The sequence below is a fragment of the Legionella longbeachae genome (assembly GCF_004283175.1).
Taxonomy (GTDB): Bacteria; Pseudomonadota; Gammaproteobacteria; order Legionellales; family Legionellaceae; genus Legionella; species Legionella longbeachae.
Genome location: NZ_RXNW01000019.1, coordinates 20,717 through 35,737 on the forward strand (window position 1 = coordinate 20,717; position 15,021 = coordinate 35,737).

Genomic DNA, 15,021 nt, shown 5'->3' on the forward strand with positions numbered 1-15,021 from the left:
TTTCTAATTGATTATTGTGTCTGCATCAAATGGCTCCCGCCAACAACCTGTGGGACATTGAGCAGCACGTTTTTTTCTTAATACAGTGTATTCTCTACTGTGGGGGGATCTCCATTATATTTAAAAGATAACGGTTTTATTGCCATACACAAATATTCGATCTTCTAAAGCAAGCTTTAAGGCCCGAGCTAAAACTACTTTTTCAACATCTCTGCCATATTGTTGCATGCTTTGCCAGTCATAAGCATGATCAACATGAATTACATCTTGCTCAATGATAGGCCCTTCATCCAGATTTTCATTGACGAAATGGGCAGTGGCTCCAATAATCTTGACACCCCGATCATAAGCCTGTTTGTAAGGATTGGCTCCTATAAAAGCGGGCAAGAATGAATGATGGATATTGATTATTTTTCCTTGATATTGTTGTGTAAAATTGGGTGTCAGAATACGCATGTATTTAGCTAACACAATATAATCAATGGAATCAAACTGGTTCAGAATACTGATAATTTGGGCTTCGTGTTCTTCTCTGGAGAGATTGTCAGCACTTATATGATAATAAGGAATATTAAAATGACTACATAATGGAAATAAAACATTATGGTTTGATAAAATACCAAGAATATTGGCATCAAGAAGCCCTTCTTGATAACGAATTAAAATGTCACCTAAAACATGGGCTTCTTTTGTAGCCATAAGGACAATATTTTTTTTATGAGGAGGTTTAATGACAACCAGGGTATTTTGAGGCATTTGGTCTATTAATTGGTTGTATAGAAGTGATACATCTATTTCACCAGCCACTACGGTACGCATAAAAAACTGATGATTTGTATTATCTACAAATTCATTGTTAGAAATGATATTTAGCCCATGTTCGTAAAATATCTTGGCGGCTTTGTACACAAGACCGGCTCGATCAGGTGCCTGGATTAAAATACGATATTGATTCACGATAGATCTAACTCCTCTAAAACTTAGATTATATTGAATAACGATTCAATTACTTTGTTTTTGAAATCCCTATCTATTTATCTTTATTCCCAACCTACAATCTGCAACTCAAAAGAAGTTCAAGTTTCCGTTTCTTTATTATGTGTACTATTTTTACATTAATTTTTTCACGCTAGTGTAATGACACCCATCTTCATCGCGTCTTGTTGCTGAGATTATATCTCTGTATACTTGCCAAAATTAACTTGCTTTTTTTTCAAAATAGCAGCGGAAAGCACGAACAATAAAATCCCCCAGGAATAGTATTAAGCATCCAAAATTAACAATGTTTAACAAAAGGACTTGATAATGCAAATTAAATGGCAAGGCATCATCCTGCGCTTCTTTCTTTGTGCAGCAGTTTTAATTATGAACAGTATTTCTCAAGCGGGAACTCCTATGTGGACATTCACACCCAATCCTGCTTTCCCCCCTAATGTATCTCTGACCCAGTCTGGATATGCTTATGTGCAATATACAGTAACAAACCAATCAAAGAAAACAAAAACTTTAATTATGAACTCCATCCCTGGAGTTACTCAAATGACAACGCCAGGAAACTGCTCAAATCCCTTTACATTGGCTTATCAACAATCTTGTGCACTCACTTTGTTTGTGGAGGCTCGCCATCTTGTTGGTAATATTAAAGGTGGTCCTGCCGTGTGTGACCAGGGCAGCTCCTTGCAATGCTATCAACCGGGTAATCCATTAGATATTACAGTGCGCAATGCCCGCTTTGTAATTACTCCAAGTGCAGGAGCAAATGGGATAATTTCGCCGGCAAAACCGCAAATCGCCGTTGCAAACAGTAACTTGCTTTTTACGGCGACACCTAATAGTGGTTATCAAGTTTATCAATGGTATGTGGACGGTAATCCAGCTCAATGGGGCGGTTTAAATTTTAGTCTAAACACTATTACTGCGAATCATACCATTGAAGTTACATTTAATCAGGCAGCGACTATATTGGGTGGTGCAGAGAATGGCCAGGTGTATTCCTCCATTGATAATGGTCTTACCTGGACTGGTGCTATTCCAGCACCTGGGTATGCGGTTAACAGTATTTATGCAACTAATACAGATATATACGCAGGTAGTGCAGACCATCACGTTTATCGTTATAGCAATAGTAGCGGGAACTGGGATCAAGGCAAGTCTCCAGATAACTCTGAGGTATTGAGCGTTTTTGTAACTACTGAACCTACTCAAAAAACGATCTATGCGGGTACGAAGAATGGCAGTTTATTCTATTCCAAGGACGATAGGAAATCGTGGACCAATCGTCCTTTACCCAACGCTGTAACTGCTGTTAATGGTATTTATGTCACAAATAAAACAATTTATATAGGAAGTACAGACAGTAATGAGGGGCATGTCTATTATTCACCTGTTAACGGTGGTAGTTGGACAAAAATTCCTGGCCCCATGGATGTTAAGGCCATACGGAATATTTTTGTGATTAATGCCTTACTCTATGCCAATACCGCGCCTATTCAAATACCGCCAGACAGTCAGGGTAGGGGGCCACGTGAGTACGTTTATACCTATGATTTAACCACAAATGGTCCTTGGAGCCCTTTTATGGATCAGGCAGTTTACAGCTTCTTTGTGAGTACTGATGGCACTTCAATGTTAGCGGGTACGCAAGATGGTTTTGTTTACTCATTAATGACCGGCGATTTATATGGATTTATAACAGATACGAAGATTAATAGCGTTTTCTTACTGGGCGTAAACTAAGTTTATAGGGAGATAATTCATGTTAAAGCTAAAATCACTCTCGTTGGCTTTAGTACCTTTTTGTCTAATGGTAGCTAATTCCTACGCAGGAAAATCCAACATACTTGTAAGTTTGCCCAGCCCGGGATCTGCTTTAATAGAAAAAGCAATCTTTATAAAACCAGTTGAAGCCCATAAAAAATTAAAATTTATTGTATGGTTAAAACTAAGAAATAAAGCTCAATTAGATAAATTAGTAGAAGGAATTTATGATCCCAAGAGCCCTAACTACCAGCACTACTTGACTCAGGATCTTTTCGAAGCGCACTATGCACCGACTGAAGAAGTAGAGCATACCCTGCAAGAATATTTCATTGCTCAAGGCATGCAAGCAGATATTGTCAACCACAGCGTGCATGTAACTGCTTCAGTACAGCAAATTGAAAATACTTTGCACACAAGTATAAACTATTACCTTTATGAGCATGACATCGTTTATGCCAGTACAAGTAAGGCTTCGTTGCAAGCTGAAATGGCTCAATACGTTGTTGATATTACTGGTTTAAACAATATTCCACTTTATTATCCTAACAATGTGTCAAGCCCGGGGAATGTCGCTTCTCATGATGAAACATTCTTTTGGGATGCATTAATGCCCAACGCCATTCCAACTACAACTTCGGTGCATGGGTTTTCTGGGGAGCAGTTACAATACACCTATAACATCAATAATATCCCTCCAGTAAATGGTACCCATCTGGATGGGAAAGGGCAAACATTAATCATCGTTGATGGGTGCGGTGCAACCCAACCGCAACAAATTTTGAGTGATGCGAACCAATATTTTAGTGTGAATGGGATAAAGCCGTTTTTTACCACTGGTCCATCACGAAATTTTGCGATGCTTAATCAAAATTTCACACCATACACTACCTTATGCACACCAACCAGACCGGGAGAATATGGTTTTACTGGGGAAATTGCCCTGGATATTGAATCTTCTCACACCTTAGCCCCAGAAAATAATACGGTGTTAATTGTTACGGATGATAATAATCAAGCAGTAGCCTTGCAAAATGTGATTGGTTATTTAACTTCCCATAACTTCACTATTGCTGGATTTTCTAACGCATACGTGATTTCTAACAGCTGGACAAGCCCTGAGTCAGCTAACGCCGATCCCAATACATCAATGGAACAATCGTTACAAACTGCCGCTGCATTTGGAATCAGCGTGCAATTTTCATCCGGAGATTGTGGGGATAACACGTATACCAGCCCTCGTAAAGGTGCAGATGGGAAAATAAAATGTCAAAATAAAGGTGACGCAAAATCAGTGAATTATCCAGCAAGCTCCCCTTACGTTACGGCTGTAGGTGCAACTTCCGTATTTGTAGATACCTTTTACAATTATGCTTTTGAAAATGTTTGGGGTACTTATGATGTGAAGAGGAACGGATTTGTTTCAGGTACTACAGGAGGACTTAGCCAATTTTATCAAGCCCCCACTTGGCAACGCACTATAAAGTCGTTTTATGCTGGCGGTTATGGGTATATAAATGATGCAATAAATACTGTTTGTGGGACAGGGGCTAATCAACCTTGCCGCGCGGTGCCTGATGTATCCATGTTGGGTGATCCAGGCACGGGTCTAAATATCGTACTGGATGGTGCTTATTTGCAAGATGGTGGTACGAGTTTAGCTTGCCCTTTATATTCTGCTACGATGCTTTTAGTCAATCAAGCCCGTGCATTATTAAATAAACCACGTATTGGGCATACAGCACCTTATTTATATCAACTGAATACTATATTACGGTTCAAACGCGCACTAAATCCCATAGTGCCTCCGGTTAAAGTGATTGATGGGGCAACTGCTCCTGATCCATCGACTTATCCAACAGCGCCTTCAACCGCTTTTGTCTTACCGAATAAACAAGGAGATTTGGATATTTGGGGTTGGGATTCTGCACTAACCATTGCGCCAGAAAGTCAATTTTGGAATGATGCAGTTGGAGTAGGCTCACCCAATCTTCCTAACTTTGTCCCTGTTATGGCAAATCTCTAAGTTGAGTATAAGGGAAAATAATGGGGTATTTGTGATAGTGCGTTCGCTTTTAAAAGCATGTCGCACTATCAGAGAAAGTCAGTAATAGGCACAGCCTTTGGTGTTAAGGCCGATAGTGTCTATCAATTTTTATGAAAGACTGTTGTTGCGTGAGGAGGTCGATGTTCATCGGATTGAAACCCATCTTTATCGACGCCTTTACCTTGTTTCATTTCCTTTTTATTTACACGTTCGATTTCTTGTTTCACTGCCTTTTCCATTCGGTCATAGGCTTGTTGCGTTCCTGTTTTGATTCCCAACATTTCAGCAAATTTGCTGATAATACTTTGGCCTCTACGTTCATCAAACAATGTGTTATGTGCAACACGATGTAAAGTGATTTTGTCTAAAAGATTAGCGAGACCCAATTGAGGTTCGCCTGCTATTTCTTTATAAAGATGTTTTAATTCATCAAACTTCTTTCTTGTAGTGTCAGATGCGGGATTAGTTTTAGGCAAATTCTCAAGTTTTTTATAGAGTTCTTTAAGGACTTTCATTTGAGTTGGATTTACCTCAAAACAATTGGGTGGTTGTGGCAGAACATAAAATGTATTTGCTGTTGGTGTTCCACCAATCAGCTTTGTTTTGTAATCAAGTCCAATGGCAAACAAAGCAGGGACATCTGGTGAATAGTGCAAGGTATAATTTAGAAGAGCGCGTGCTGTAGTGCGACAAGTGTTAGACGCTTTAATTTCTTTGGCGCCACTAATTATTTCTTGCTGCAATGGTTGGTTATCGTTAACTATCTGAGGTTCAAAATTTTTAATTGACTCATATTGGAACGTTATTTTTCCTGCTTCGTCTTGAGTGGGAATATAACATTTGATCCCATCTCTTAGCTTGTACACGCCTCTTTGAGGATAAGTCAATTCCCTATATGCTACGTTAGGCACCTCTCTTTCTTTATAGTGCTCAAGTTGCTCCTCATGGATGTTTTTTGTGAGCGCCAAAAACTCTAAATATTGTTCGTAGGTGATCGAATAGGATTGATAACTAATATCTGACGTAGCATCTTCATCATCGCTAATACCTTCATCCATTAATGAAGCTTCAGTACGGGTAGCTACCGCTTTCCCAAACATGGTGAAACTTTTACTGCAACTTGTACCAAAGCTTGGATCTATAAGGTTTCCTTTTCCTACTCTGGCTAAAAGTTGAGGTTTATTATCGACCATGACACCCAACATAATAAAACTATGCACTCCTTCTTTTGCAATAGTCATAAAAAATTCGCTATCTTTATTTACTGTAATTGACTTATTTGATCCAGGCATCTCAGCACCTTTAATTATGTTCTATAATTGATATTGTAGATCAATTTGTGTTCATTGGGAATACGTGGGGTACCATATGGCTAAAAAAGTTCTTTTTGTATTTGGTGGTACAGGAGTTAATGCGCAAATGATTCGCGATTTCACTGAAGGTAGAACAGAAGATACCGGTGAATCATTTAATGATGATGTGATTCGGGTGTACTTTAATGGTTGTCAGGATAAACATATTGGAGGCCATTCAAAACTAAAGGGCTATTTAGATCCAAATCTCGATGTTGTTGCAAATAAGGTGCGTCACGCTTTTTCTAGAGATGATGTTGTTACATTGAATCTTGCTGATTTAAAAAGGGAATTCGGTAGTTCGATCATTATTGAACCCAAAGAAGGGTTAATGGATGTAGAAGAAGTAGATGACATTACTTTAAATGGTTTCAGCCGTGGCGCGGTGGCTACTTTTGCAACGGCTCGGGCGCTCGATGATTTAGATACTCCTATGTCGCTTTTAGCGGAAGATCCAGTTCCTGGTAATTCTCGTGAAAATACGTATAAACAAGATTCTCTATATGCCAAAAATTTTGATTTGAGTCATTGTAGAAATATTGCAAGAGGAGAAATACTGCTTGGCACTTATTCGAAACATAATCAAGGTTGGGAAAATAAGTGGTTCAGGCAAATGGCACCTAAGTTTAATGTAACTACTGATAGTCATATTTTTATGGTTCCCAAAAAAATGCATGTCGAATTTAATCGCAGGGCAACAACATATACTTCAAGTTTTTTATATAATAGAGGTTTAACTACGACTAGTCTTGTTTGGAGAGAAAATGATGACCGCGATTATGTAATCCCCAAAGTTGAACAACAAAAATTTCATTTTGGCGTTGTAGGCAGGGCAGAATATTTACCCTCCTATAAAATGAGCGTTCTGCGAAGTTTGAAAAGCCAATATGATCCAGAAATTTTTTGCCCTATAGATGACGGGGGCAAATTTAAATGGGGTCAGGCGCTTTTAGCATTACATCATGCAACTATGGATGAGACAACTTTTGAGATTTTATCGAAAGCTGTTTTAAAAAATACAGATAAAGCTAAAGGCTTGCGCGAATTTATTGTTGAGTTTGATAGTATTGTTCAATACAGTAAAGAGCAAAGTACTTTAAAACCACATAACAAACAAACAATCGCTGAATTAGAAAAAAATATATACAGACTCATTGCTAACTTTTATAAATTAGAAAACCCAAGCTTGAAAGAGAAGGAGTTTTTTGCACAATCTATACAATCAAATATCAGCCTTGCAAAACGAGATATACCCGGTAAGGTTCATGATAAATTAAAAGAATTAACCTCAATGTTATTAACTGAAAATCCTTTAATGCATCCACACTTAATAAAATTTATCGATGAAAGTGAAACTTTTTCTGCAAATTTACTCGCTGCAGATCAACCCGTTGTTGATGGTGTTGTAACGAACGCCCAAGAGTTATCACAAAAATTATTTCATAGCTCTGTAAGACAACGTACGGTAGTTTTTGAACAAGAAAAGAAATCTCTGGGAGGATTTATAACCAATGCGACTGATTTAGCAAATATGGCTTCATTTTTAACTCCAAAGCAGTTAAAAGAGGTACTTGAGATAAATAACAAAATTACAACAATGGCGGATGTACTTTTGCTCATGAAAACACTTCCTACATATGAACACCAAAAAATCATCTATCATGCTGTTAAAGAAAATATAATCGATATGAGGCCAACATTGGATGAGGTAGTCGCGCTTATGGAATACTTATCAGATAAAAAATGCCAGGAGCTTTGTCAGATATTACCAATTCAAGAATTGGAATTAACTGATTTAATGCCCTCAAATGACATAATCAGCCAAAGACTTAGTGACAGTAAAATCGCTCTACTCAAAAAAGTATTGGAAGTCATGCCTGAAGAACCAATATCATATCACATGAATGTTCGATAAATGAAGAGCATAAACAGCATTATACGGAAGTCACGAAAATAGCAGGGACTATTTAGGGGACTTGTTAATTAAGGATAGAATAATGACAAGGAGTCATTGCTTATGATGGTGTTAATACAGGCAATTTTCTTTTCTTTTGCTGCACTTTTTCCTATTGTAAACCCTGTGGGAGCCTCTATTGTTTTTCTTACTTTAGTAAAAGGGTCCTCAAGACAACAAATTAATGCTTTGGCCATTAAAATTTCAATATATACTGTCGTTATGTTGTTGCTTGTTCTTGTGGTAGGCTCATTGATATTATCGATATTTGGTATCACTGTACCTATAGTGCTAATCAGTGGCGGATTGTTACTGACGCAAGTAGGTTGGCAAATGCTGTATAAGCCACACGATGAATCTACAGGGTTGTCTTCATCCGCAAGTCAGGGCAAAAAAATAAGTCAATTAAAAAGTATAGAAGATCCCAGAGCGTTTTATCCTTTAACTTTGCCGGTAACTGCGGGTCCTACTTGCATCGCGATTACAATCGCTTTGGGGGCACATGGTGCTCAAAATGTCTGGGAAAGCAAATTTTTGGCCATGTTAGGATACTCCATTGGTATCATACTCATTGGTCTTAGTGTATTTTTTTGCTATCGTTATTCTTATTATATTTTTGATAAATTAAAAGATGCAGGCAAAAATGTGGTGATGAGTTTAGCTGCCTTCCTGAATATTTGTATTGGACTTCAGATTATCTGGCGTGGAATAGAAATGTTAATACCTAAATAAGGAGTGGTATTATGATTGTTAAAAAGGATCAAAAAAAATCAAATGCGAGTACCCACTCAACCTCTGTCTATGCAAGCCGTTACGATTTAGATGATTTTTCTGTAGCAACCTGTAATGAATATGGCATGTTACCTGCTGTGGCCAAGCAACTTATTGAAGATGAGTTAAGTCTGGAAGCCACACCTATTTTAAATTTGGCGAGTTTTGTTACCACGTGGATGGAGCCTGAAGCAGAAGAGTTAATTAACAAAAGCATTAATAAAAATTTTATTAATTATGAAGAGTATCCACGAGTGCAAGAAATCCACCAACGATGTGTACATATTCTTGCTGATTTACTAAACATTCCTGAGGGATGTAACTATGTTGGCACTGCTACAGTCGGTTCTTCTGAAGCAATCATGCTTGCAGGCCTTGCTCATAAATTTAGCTGGCGCAATATGCGTAAGATGCAAAATCTTGATAGTAGCAAACCCAATATCGTTATGGGTGCAAATGTACAAGTTTGCTGGGACAAATTTGCTCGATATTTTGATGTCGAAGCACGTATTATTCCTCTTAAAAAAAATAAATTTACGATTAGTGCTGATGATGTTGCGCCACTGATTGATGAGAATACCATTTGTATTGCGGCTGTTTTAGGGAGCACTTTTACTGGTGAGTACGATGAAATCGAAGAAATTAATGATTTACTTATTCAAGTAAAAAAAGAAAAGGGCTGGGACGTTCCTTTACATGTTGATGGCGCCAGCGGTGGGTTTATTTCCATGTTTTATGATAATGCCATTAAATGGGATTTTTGCCTTGAACAAGTTAAGTCAATTAATCTTTCTGGCCATAAATTTGGCTTAGTCTATCCAAGTGTAGGATGGCTGATTTTTAGGGATGAAGCGGTAGTACCCAAGGACTTGATTTTTGAAGTAAATTATTTGGGCGGCCAAATGCCAACGTATACGCTTAATTTTTCAAGGAGCAGTTCGATGGTCATAGCCCAGTATTATAATTTTCTAAGACTTGGAAAAAATGGATATAAAAAAATTATCAGCAATATGTTAGCTGTTAGTGATCTAGTTGCTAAAGGATTAATCGCTACTGGCAAATTTGCTTTACTAGGTGATCGGCGTATGGCACCAGTCGTAACTGTTGCCCTCAAAGATAATACAACTTATTCGGTTTTTGAGATTTCTAAAAAATTGCGAGAATATGGCTGGATAGTCCCTGCATACACTTTGCCAGAAGCGGCAGATGAAATTGAAGCATTACGGGTGGTTATTAAAGAAAATATGAGCTCTATGATGGCTCGTCACTTCATTGCTTCAGTAGAGGAAGTAATCAATGAATTAGAAGGGCGCACAGGAAAGAGCAAGACACCCCGTGTGCAGGGTAAATCTGTAGGCATGCATTAAACGAAAAAATGGTTGCATTGATGAACGAGGAGGGATCATTGCAAATCGATGCAACAGGTAATTTATTTTGCTGGGGTAACAGCAATGAAGTTAAAAAAATCCAATTCAAAATGATAGTTTCACTTGGCTACTTAAGTGGTTCACCGTGTATCAAGATCATAGGGATGTGCGAAGAATAGATGAATAAAAATTTAAGTGCTTTGAGTTTACTGTGGATTTCAATTACCAGTATGATAGGGTCAGGTTGGCTGTTTGGTGCTTTATATTCGGCACATTTTGCCGGTCCTGCCGCAGTTATAGCCTGGCCATTGGCGGGTTTTTTACTCCTGTTTGTAGCATTAACCTACGCGGAATTAGGTACAATGTTTCCGCAATCCGATAGCCTGGCTTGTTTGCCTTTATATACTCATGGGCGTTTAACTGGGATTATCATGAGCAGCATGGCCTGGTTTTCTTTGGCTATTTTGCCTGTAATTGAAACTCAAGGCGTTCTTCAATACGCTAGTAATTACATACCAGGCCTGGTAACCCATAAGGGTATTTACTATAAAAATACTCCTTTGGGTTATTTGTCGTCCCTGGTTGTATTAATGAGTTTTGTTTTTTTTAATTATTTTGGTATTGGTTTTTTTGCCCGTATTAATGCAGCATTTACTGTTTGGAAGATAATAATTCCAACGCTTACCATCATAAGCTTAATCACTATGGGTTACCACGCCAATAATTTTTTTCAATACGGCGGCTTCATGCCTTATGGTTGGCAGGGCATAATGGCGGCAATGTCGAGTGGGGGCGTACTATTCTCTTTATTGGGATTTAGGCAAGTGATTATTATGATGGGAGAGCTCGAAAAACCAGGACAATCTATCCCCCTGATTTTGGGTGGTTCATTATTATTCGTCACTTTACTTTACACAGGGTTACAATGGTCCTTTATTGGGAGTGTGAGCGCACAAGCGCTTGAAAAAGGCTGGGTGAATTTATCGTTTACTGGTGACGCAGGCCCATTTGCAGCTTTGGCTGCATTAGTGGGAATGGTTTGGTTGAGTATTTTATTATATGTCGATGCTTTTATATCTCCCTATTCAACTGGTTTAGTGTATTCAACAACAGCAGCTCATATGTTAAGCAGTATGGGTTCAGTGGTTTCCACCCCGAGACTTTTGGCCAAATGTAATAAGTATCAAGTGCCATGGGTTAGTTTGGGCGTGAATTTTTTACTTGCTGCTTCAATGTCGTTTGTGTTGCATGGATGGCAGGAAATGTCTTCTTTTCTTGTGTCAATACTGATGATTAGCTATTCCATAGGCCCCATAGGAGTTGTTTGTTTACGTAAACAATTGCCTGCTTATAAAAGGTCTTTTCGTTTGCAAGGGTGTAACATGATTGCTTTTATTGGGTTTTATGTTTGTACGGTTGGTGTTTATTGGGCTGGTTTTCATAGTATCCGCAAATTATTGGTGATCACAATTTTAGGGTTAGCTGCTTCTTTTCTTTATTGTTTTATAAAAAAAACGCACCAAGATCTTGATGGCAAACATGCACTTTGGCTTATACTATATCTTTTGGGACTTAGTCTTTTCTCTTATCTTGGTAATTTTGGAGGCAAACATATCCTGGCTAGTTATTGGGATTTAGTATATTTATTATTTTTCAGTTTAATCGTGTTTGTTTGCGCTATATTCTCCAGAAAACCCGATAAGCATACCCAAAAATTGGTTTTAGAAAAATGTTAGCCAGGCCAATACCATTTATCCTGATGAAAAAGTGATCCACCTATTTATACTCCTACAAGGGTATTATGCTATTGGTTATTAATTTGTTTCATATTCAATAATACAGATAGTTCCTTTGGATTATGTAAAACGTCAGCCAGGGTATAACGCTCTAAAACCTTCATAAACGCAGTCTGGGCTTCATGTAAAATACCTTTTAATCGGCATACAGGGGCAATACAGCAGTTTGCTTTTTCTTTATTAAAACAAGGTACTAAATCAAAATGAGGCTCTAGTTGAGCAATCAGTTTGCCCAAATTAATTGTTTCGGGTTGAACTGCTATTAAGATACCACCTCCTTTTCCACGACTGGTTTTAATCAGCCCAAGTTTGGCTAAGTTATGAATTATCTTAACCATATGATTATTCGATATAGTGTAAGCATCAGTAATATCTTTAATCGTGCATGATTCTTTTCTCAAAGTGATATAAATCAAAGCGCGCAAGGAGTAATCAGTAAATTGTGTGAGTTGCATTATTAATTCCTAATAGTTAGTTGACTCTGATTATTTCTTTTTATAAGATGTATTGCAAATGCATCTTTAAGGGGGAACCATGCATAAATCATTATATGAGCGTCTTGGTGGTCAAGAAGCAGTTAATAGTGCAGTTGACATTTTCTATCGCAAAATGTTGACGGATGAACGGGTAAGCCATTTTTTTGATGATATTGATATGGAACAACAAATACTAAAGCAGAAAGGTTTTTTAACTTTAGTATTCGGAGGTCCGAACAACTACAGTGGAAAAAATATGCGTGAGGGACACGCCCATCTACTCAAACGTGGATTGAATGACACACATGTAGATATTGTCATCGAACATCTAGGCGCAACGCTTAATGAATTAGGGGTTGGAGCAGAAGATATCGAACAAGTGGCCGCTATTGCAAATAGCGTACGGGATCAAGTATTGGGGCGCGCATGAGTAGCATCGACTTTAATAATCAATCGTTTCGCTTGGCTCCTCAGGAAAATGTGTTGCAGTGCCTTTTACGCCATGGTGTGGATTATCCTAACTCCTGTCAGGCTGGTATTTGCCAATCATGTTTGATTAAAGCCAAAGATGGTGTAATTCATCCCTCCTGGCAAGAGGGATTACCGGAGACACTTAAATCGCAAGGTTATTTTCTAGCATGTCTTGCAAAACCAGAAGCAGCACTTCAGGTGGTAGCACCTGAAAGTGCGGAGTGTGAAGTAGATGCAAAAATAATAGATCTTAAACTACTTAACCATAATGTAATGCAAGTCAAGCTTTGCGTAGAGAATCTGGAGGGGTGGATCCCAGGCCAATATCTTAGTCTGATTAATCCTGAAGGCATCATGCGTAGTTATTCAATCGCCAATATACCTATACAAGAAGGATTTATTGAGCTACACGTTAAAATTTATCCTAATGGTAGTATGGGACAATGGCTACTGAATAAGGCAACAAAACATATCGAAGTCAAACTTAGGGGACCTTTTGGCCGTTGTTTTTATTATAATCCAGAGCAACTGGCTTTTGATATCCTATTGGCAGGAACAGGAACAGGACTTGCGCCACTTATTGGAATTATCAAAAGCGCATTAAGTCAAAACCACCAGGGGTTAATTACATTAGTACATGGTGGCCTTATAGATGAGGATATATACTACCGTGAAGAGCTGGAAATGTTATCAGCGGTATTTAGCTCTTTTGTCTATGACCCTTGCGTGCTTCAAAGTCATGGGGGTTATCCAGAAGCATCCGTAGAAAAACGAGCGTTGATACATTTAAATGCTTCGAAAACAACGCGTGTCTATGTTTGTGGGCCTAAAGAGACAACCAACAAATTGAAAAAGCAGATTTTTCTCGCTGGTGTGCCTTCACAGTTTATATTAAGTGATGTATTTTTATGAGGGTCATTTAATGCTGCATTAAATGTTAATTTTACTTTCTATTTCATCTGATAATCCATTTGATGAGTTTAACTTAGGACGTTTAGATTTATCTTAAAACTTAAAACTCAATGAATCATTTCCACGTAAGGAGGTCTTAATAAAACCTTCTTACGCTGACTTAAGAGATTATTGATTTTATCTATGGGGCAAAAAATTGCCTATAATTAATTAAAATCTCAATGTCATATTATGTTATGAAATTAAATGTGACCACTTTTTCAGAACAGCATAAAAACATTTTGCGCTCCCAAAGAAAAAAAGTATTGGAAACCCTGGATGCAATTGCTGCTTATTTAGTTGAAAATGGTGATGTGGAATCAGAATGGAGAATGATGTTAATTCAGGAACACATGATAAATTACTATGAAGTAATCCCTGATAATGGCTCCCTTCGAACTTATGAAATTGATTTAGAACTCTTTGTAGCTGGTGAAAATGGCCATGCAGAGTTGAAGCTATTTAAAAAAGATGTTTTAAAAGCCAATGATGCAATACTTCGAGTTGTCGCTAATAAATTGAATGATAGAAAAAAAAAACTAATGCAGATGATACACGGTGTTTCTAATGAGCAGTTTGAACTAATTAATGCCCACATAGAACACACAGAGAGTTTACTAAAAAAATGTTATATTTTAAAAATCAGTGGCCAACTTCTTCTTACAGAAGTCGCGGGATTACATTTTATCGATGAAATTTTTAAGCAGAGTCAAGATAGTGAAATTAATAGCCTTACTCATGATAAATATATGCAATTCAAAAGGAATATGGATGATTTAAAAGAGCTGGTCCAAATGTATTCACCGAAAAATGCTCAAGAGGATTATTTCTTGGTTTGCACGAGAAAAGATATTTTTGAGAAACGGCAACAATTTAATAAATCCTTTAGTATTTGCAAATCATTATTACATTCTTTCTCTCAAGATGGGGTAATGGATTCTGGGAAGGAACAATCGATTCTCGCGAGCTTTAATAACGTGCAGCACCTGTTTTTTGCAAAATGCGGTGTATTTTTTAAGATTCTAACTTAACGAATATCATCCAGTTATTCCTCCAAGTTAAACCTGCCAGACAAGCTC

General features: G+C 37.7%; 12 protein-coding genes. 9 read left to right on the forward strand and 3 right to left on the reverse strand.

Annotated elements, in window-relative coordinates; all coding sequences use genetic code 11:
* Positions 1-120: 120 nt before the first annotated feature.
* Positions 121-957, reverse strand: a complete 837-nt coding sequence (gene purU / locus EKG34_RS16290) for a formyltetrahydrofolate deformylase (RefSeq protein WP_003634868.1) — start codon at positions 955-957, stop codon at positions 121-123.
* Positions 958-1,305: 348 nt separating this feature from the next.
* Here purU and EKG34_RS16295 point away from each other — a divergent pair, with 348 nt between their 5' ends.
* Together EKG34_RS16295 and EKG34_RS16300 are read left to right on the forward strand one after the other, a co-directional pair.
* Positions 1,306-2,736, forward strand: a complete 1,431-nt coding sequence (locus tag EKG34_RS16295) for an InlB B-repeat-containing protein (protein ID WP_003634870.1) — start codon at positions 1,306-1,308, stop codon at positions 2,734-2,736.
* Positions 2,737-2,755: 19 nt separating this feature from the next.
* Positions 2,756-4,783: a S53 family peptidase gene (locus EKG34_RS16300; protein WP_003634871.1), complete on the forward strand. Its 2,028-nt coding sequence runs from the start codon at positions 2,756-2,758 to the stop codon at positions 4,781-4,783.
* A 122-nt stretch (positions 4,784-4,905) separates the two neighbouring features.
* Here the strand turns inward: EKG34_RS16300 and EKG34_RS16305 are convergent, their stop codons facing one another.
* On the reverse strand, positions 4,906-6,096 hold the full coding sequence (locus tag EKG34_RS16305; protein ID WP_012979458.1) for a hypothetical protein: 1,191 nt from the start codon (positions 6,094-6,096) through the stop codon (positions 4,906-4,908).
* Positions 6,097-6,172: 76 nt separating this feature from the next.
* Here EKG34_RS16305 and EKG34_RS16310 point away from each other — a divergent pair, with 76 nt between their 5' ends.
* From EKG34_RS16310 to EKG34_RS16325, 4 genes are all read left to right on the forward strand, one after another.
* Positions 6,173-8,071, forward strand: a complete 1,899-nt coding sequence (locus EKG34_RS16310) for a hypothetical protein (protein WP_003634873.1) — start codon at positions 6,173-6,175, stop codon at positions 8,069-8,071.
* Between the two features lie 102 nt (positions 8,072-8,173).
* Positions 8,174-8,842, forward strand: a complete 669-nt coding sequence (locus tag EKG34_RS16315; protein WP_003634874.1) for a MarC family protein — start codon at positions 8,174-8,176, stop codon at positions 8,840-8,842.
* An 11-nt stretch (positions 8,843-8,853) separates the two neighbouring features.
* Complete coding sequence (gene gad, locus EKG34_RS16320) at positions 8,854-10,248, forward strand: glutamate decarboxylase (protein WP_003634875.1); 1,395 nt, start codon at positions 8,854-8,856, stop codon at positions 10,246-10,248.
* 179 nt (positions 10,249-10,427) lie between these two features.
* Positions 10,428-11,984: an APC family permease gene (locus EKG34_RS16325; protein WP_003634877.1), complete on the forward strand. Its 1,557-nt coding sequence runs from the start codon at positions 10,428-10,430 to the stop codon at positions 11,982-11,984.
* 68 nt (positions 11,985-12,052) lie between these two features.
* Here the strand turns inward: EKG34_RS16325 and EKG34_RS16330 are convergent, their stop codons facing one another.
* Positions 12,053-12,499: an Rrf2 family transcriptional regulator gene (locus EKG34_RS16330; protein ID WP_003634878.1), complete on the reverse strand. Its 447-nt coding sequence runs from the start codon at positions 12,497-12,499 to the stop codon at positions 12,053-12,055.
* A 79-nt stretch (positions 12,500-12,578) separates the two neighbouring features.
* Between EKG34_RS16330 and EKG34_RS16335 the strand changes: the two genes are divergently transcribed.
* From EKG34_RS16335 to EKG34_RS16345, 3 genes are all read left to right on the forward strand, one after another.
* Positions 12,579-12,950 (forward strand): group I truncated hemoglobin, encoded by a 372-nt coding sequence (locus tag EKG34_RS16335; RefSeq protein WP_003634879.1) that lies wholly within the window; start codon positions 12,579-12,581, stop codon positions 12,948-12,950.
* The gene (locus EKG34_RS16340) at positions 12,947-13,903 is read left to right on the forward strand and encodes an FAD-binding oxidoreductase (RefSeq protein ID WP_003634880.1); all 957 of its coding nucleotides are present in this window, start codon (positions 12,947-12,949) and stop codon (positions 13,901-13,903) included. The genes EKG34_RS16335 and EKG34_RS16340 overlap by 4 nt, the downstream gene beginning before the upstream one ends.
* Positions 13,904-14,151: 248 nt before the next feature.
* The gene (locus EKG34_RS16345; RefSeq protein ID WP_223800056.1) at positions 14,152-14,973 is read left to right on the forward strand and encodes a hypothetical protein; all 822 of its coding nucleotides are present in this window, start codon (positions 14,152-14,154) and stop codon (positions 14,971-14,973) included.
* Positions 14,974-15,021: the final 48 nt, after the last annotated feature.

Bases quoted from the DNA above. Each gene is read 5' to 3' on its own strand.
- EKG34_RS16305 (WP_012979458.1), bottom strand. From the start codon at position 6,096: ATGCCTGGATCAAATAAGTCAATTACAGTAAATAAAGATAGCGAATTT.
- EKG34_RS16315 (WP_003634874.1), top strand. From the start codon at position 8,174: ATGATGGTGTTAATACAGGCAATTTTCTTTTCTTTTGCTGCACTTTTT.
- EKG34_RS16325 (WP_003634877.1), top strand. From the start codon at position 10,428: ATGAATAAAAATTTAAGTGCTTTGAGTTTACTGTGGATTTCAATTACC.
- EKG34_RS16330 (WP_003634878.1), bottom strand. From the start codon at position 12,499: ATGCAACTCACACAATTTACTGATTACTCCTTGCGCGCTTTGATTTAT.
- EKG34_RS16295 (WP_003634870.1), top strand. From the start codon at position 1,306: ATGCAAATTAAATGGCAAGGCATCATCCTGCGCTTCTTTCTTTGTGCA.
- EKG34_RS16310 (WP_003634873.1), top strand. From the start codon at position 6,173: ATGGCTAAAAAAGTTCTTTTTGTATTTGGTGGTACAGGAGTTAATGCG.
- EKG34_RS16300 (WP_003634871.1), top strand. From the start codon at position 2,756: ATGTTAAAGCTAAAATCACTCTCGTTGGCTTTAGTACCTTTTTGTCTA.
- gad (WP_003634875.1), top strand. From the start codon at position 8,854: ATGATTGTTAAAAAGGATCAAAAAAAATCAAATGCGAGTACCCACTCA.
- EKG34_RS16340 (WP_003634880.1), top strand. From the start codon at position 12,947: ATGAGTAGCATCGACTTTAATAATCAATCGTTTCGCTTGGCTCCTCAG.
- EKG34_RS16335 (WP_003634879.1), top strand. From the start codon at position 12,579: ATGCATAAATCATTATATGAGCGTCTTGGTGGTCAAGAAGCAGTTAAT.